The sequence below is a fragment of the Acinetobacter sp. UBA6526 genome (genome assembly GCF_002434875.1).
Taxonomy (GTDB): domain Bacteria; phylum Pseudomonadota; class Gammaproteobacteria; order Pseudomonadales; family Moraxellaceae; genus Acinetobacter; species Acinetobacter venetianus.
In genome coordinates, this window is sequence record NZ_DJLC01000200.1 from 1 (window position 1) to 3,255 (window position 3,255).

The 3,255-nt window shown below is 37.9% G+C and carries 5 protein-coding genes; 4 read left to right on the plus strand and 1 reads right to left on the minus strand.

Annotation, left to right across the window (positions count from 1 at the left end; all coding sequences use genetic code 11):
* Both B4237_RS13565 and B4237_RS13570 read left to right on the plus strand, forming a co-directional pair.
* A partial coding sequence (locus B4237_RS13565; protein WP_286943567.1) for a 2Fe-2S iron-sulfur cluster-binding protein occupies window positions 1–352 on the plus strand: 352 nt, incomplete at its 5' end.
* Window positions 353–366: 14 nt separating this feature from the next.
* Entirely contained in the window at window positions 367–1,461 is a 1,095-nt protein-coding gene (locus tag B4237_RS13570) for a fatty acid desaturase family protein (RefSeq protein ID WP_278596621.1), read from the plus strand.
* Window positions 1,462–1,506: 45 nt separating this feature from the next.
* On the opposite strand, the gene B4237_RS13575 is transcribed toward B4237_RS13570, so the two are convergent.
* On the minus strand, window positions 1,507–1,971 hold the full coding sequence (locus tag B4237_RS13575; RefSeq protein ID WP_278596622.1) for a hotdog fold domain-containing protein: 465 nt from the start codon (window positions 1,969–1,971) through the stop codon (window positions 1,507–1,509).
* Between the two features lie 109 nt (window positions 1,972–2,080).
* On the opposite strand from B4237_RS13575, the gene B4237_RS13580 reads away from it, so the two are divergent.
* Together B4237_RS13580 and B4237_RS13585 are read left to right on the plus strand one after the other, a co-directional pair.
* The gene (locus tag B4237_RS13580; RefSeq protein WP_278596623.1) at window positions 2,081–2,749 is read left to right on the plus strand and encodes a TetR/AcrR family transcriptional regulator; all 669 of its coding nucleotides are present in this window, start codon (window positions 2,081–2,083) and stop codon (window positions 2,747–2,749) included.
* Window positions 2,746–3,207 carry a GFA family protein gene (locus tag B4237_RS13585; RefSeq protein WP_278596624.1) on the plus strand — a complete coding sequence of 154 codons (462 nt, stop codon included), beginning with the start codon at window positions 2,746–2,748 and terminating at the stop codon, window positions 3,205–3,207. The genes B4237_RS13580 and B4237_RS13585 overlap by 4 nt, the downstream gene beginning before the upstream one ends.
* Window positions 3,208–3,255 lie beyond the last annotated feature (48 nt).

The window sequence follows — 3,255 nt, forward strand, 5'->3', positions numbered from 1 at the left end:
TGCGGCGACAGCTGAAGCGTTATTGAGCCATGCTGCTGCGATTCAAACAGAAGCCTTTAGTTTGAGCCAGTTCGATGCTGATTTAACTGATACAGGTTTTATTAATGTCACATTGATGAAATCGAATAAAACTGTTGCGATTCCGAAAGGACAGTCGATTTTATCAAGTTTAGAACAGCAAGGTATCAAGCCAAATCATGGTTGTCGTATGGGTATTTGTAATAAATGTGCATGTAATAAAGCTCAAGGTGCGACACGAAATTTATTGAATGGTGCTGCCAATCAAGAACCCACTCAGTTATTAAAAATTTGTGTGAATTCAGCTCAATCAGATCTTGTGATTGATCTATAAGAGAGAAATTAACGATGAATATGCCTGTTAAAATTGAATTTTTTAAAAATCCAAAAAATCGTGATTTAACTGCCGCAGAGTTAGATGCTTTCGCTCGTGAATTAGATCAGATCAAGCAAGATGTTTTAGATGACTTGGGTGAAAAAGATGCAAAATACATCCGCCGTGTCTACTCTACGATCCGTTATAGCAGCTTTTTAGGCCGTGCTTTGCTATTTGCTGGATGGTTCCCACCAGCATGGTTATTAGGTACGGGGTTATTAGGTTTCGCCAAAATCATGGAAAACATGGAGTTGGGTCATAATGTCATGCACGGTCAGTATGATTGGATGAATGATCCAAAGTTTAATGGTCAAACCTATGAATGGGATACCGTCGGAACTTCTGATAACTGGAGACAAACGCATAACTTTAAGCATCATACTTATACCAATGTAAAGGGGATGGATGATGATGTGGGTTATGGAGTATTTCGTCTATTTCCAGAACAGCGTTGGAACAAATTTACTTTAATCCAACCGATGTATATCGTACCGTTCAGCTTACTATTCCAATGGGGCGTTGCCATTCAAAATCTTGAATTGGGTAAAGTGCTGTATAAACGCAAAACGATGGCGCAATTTAAGCGTGAATGGCAGCCAGCCCAAAAGAAAATAGCGAAGCAACTTTTTAAAGATTATGTGTTTTTCCCATTGATCGCTGGACCTTCGGCGCTTCCTGTATTGACAGGTAATTTAGTGGCGAATGGCATTCGTAATGTATGGACCTTCAGCATCATTTTCTGTGGTCACTTTACCAAAGAAGTTGAAGTATTCCCAAAATCGGTAATACAAGATGAAAGCCGTGGACATTGGTATATGCGTCAAATTCGAGGTTCATCGAATTTGACAGGTTCGGAAGCGTTTCATATTTTGACAGGGCATTTAAGTCATCAAATTGAGCATCATTTATTTCCTGATATTCCTGCACGTCGTTATCGCCAAGTTGCACCTAAAGTGCAAGCTGTGTGTGAGAAATATGGTTTGCATTATAATAATGCCAGTTTTTTAAAACAGTTCGGTGAAGTGGTCGGGCGTATTTTTAAATATGCATTACCATTTAAAAAGTAAAGACAGAATAATAAAAAGCCCCGACTAAATGTTCGGGGCTTTTTATTATTTTTTCTTAGAAATCCACATTGTGATTGTCGCGTGGAAAACCTTTTCATTGAGTTGATCAAGTACATCGACATTCACCAGATATCCTCCAGCCTTATCCCAGTCATAATGACTTTCAACAGGTGTTGCTACTGCAATTAAGTCTGTTTCTGCTTTCTTTAAATATTCAACGGTCATCCCTTTTGGAATCCAGCGATGTGTTGCAGGCACAGTCACTTCTGTCATTGTTCCACCTGCGAGTTCTGCCATATTGCACATTGCAATCGCATGAACTGTGCCGATGTGATTGAGCACTGAGCGCTTTTTCTTAATCGATATTTTACAAGAGTTTGGTTTTAGCTCTTCAAATAATGGGGAAATGCTACTGAAATAAGGTGCTTTTAAGCAGAGCATTCGAGTGAACGTCCACTTTCCAGCAGGTAATACCGATACTTTATTCCATAATTCTAAAGTTGAAGCCATTGAATTTCTCACTAACAGAATTAAATTCTAATACAGAATATAATTCTGTTTACAAATAATGGTCAAGTCATACACAATAGTTCCGACGGTTGGCTATTTAAAATTTACTATGCATATGGCTCAGCAATTATTAGAACGTTTATATCCTCAACGCAGATCATTGCTCAAAAGGAAAATTTTGTCGGATGCATTGTCATGTTTTCTTGAACTGGGTTTGGAAACCACCAGTATTGAGATGATTCGGGACAAATCGGAAAGTAGTGTAGGTGCGATTTATCATCATTTTAAAAATAAAGAAGGCATCATTGCAGCATTGATATTCGCTGCTTTAGATGATCAAGCTTGCTTACGCGAGCAATATTTAGATGAGGCAAAATCATTACAAGATGTGATTTCCGCATTGATTTATAGCTATGTTGATTGGGTCTCTGATCAACCGCAATTCGCGAAATTTTTATTATTAGCACATTTCAGTGTTATGCAAAGTGAATATAAACAGGCATTAAGCGAAAAAAATAAAAAAAGAAATCAAAAGATTATGGCTCATGTTTCAAGCTATGCAGATTTTGAATCATTTAAAAATATACCGATTGAGCTGATCATGTCATTGGTGATTGGTGCATCTGAGAGTTATTGTCGCGCTTGGTTGTCTAAAAAAGTGGTTGCTGATCCGAAAGCGTATAGGGAAATATTGGCACAAGCAGCGTGGGGTTCTTTGCAGGGTTTAAGCAATCAATATAAAACGATTGAGAAAGATCATTCGGGTGAAACGTTATGACCGCATTAGAGCAAAGGCAACTATTTAATGGCGTTTGTCTATGTGGGGCAATCAAATTTGAATTTTCTACTTCAAAAATTAAAACGATCTATCGTTGTTACTGTAGTTTATGTCGTAAGCAGAGTGGGGCTGCATCGAATACGGCGACATTAATTTTGTCAGAACAATTTGACTGGCAACAAGGTCTGCAATTCGTTCGGACGTATGTCAAAGCAACAGGCTTTACCAGTTCGTTTTGTACAGAATGTGGTTCGCCTGTACCTAATGCATTAGGCAGTAATCCAAAAATTATGTGGATTCCTTTAGGTTTGATTGAAAAAGATTTTGTCCCTGAGAAAGAATTGAATTTTTGCATGAACTCACAAGCCAATTGGTCTAAAAATAATACCGTCCCGGTTGCATTTGATGAATTGCCAACGGGTGCGGAGTTCCAAGATTACTTTGAGTTGAATAAATAAAAAGCAGAAGACAACAGTCTTCTGCTTTTTAGATAAATTATTGTATTT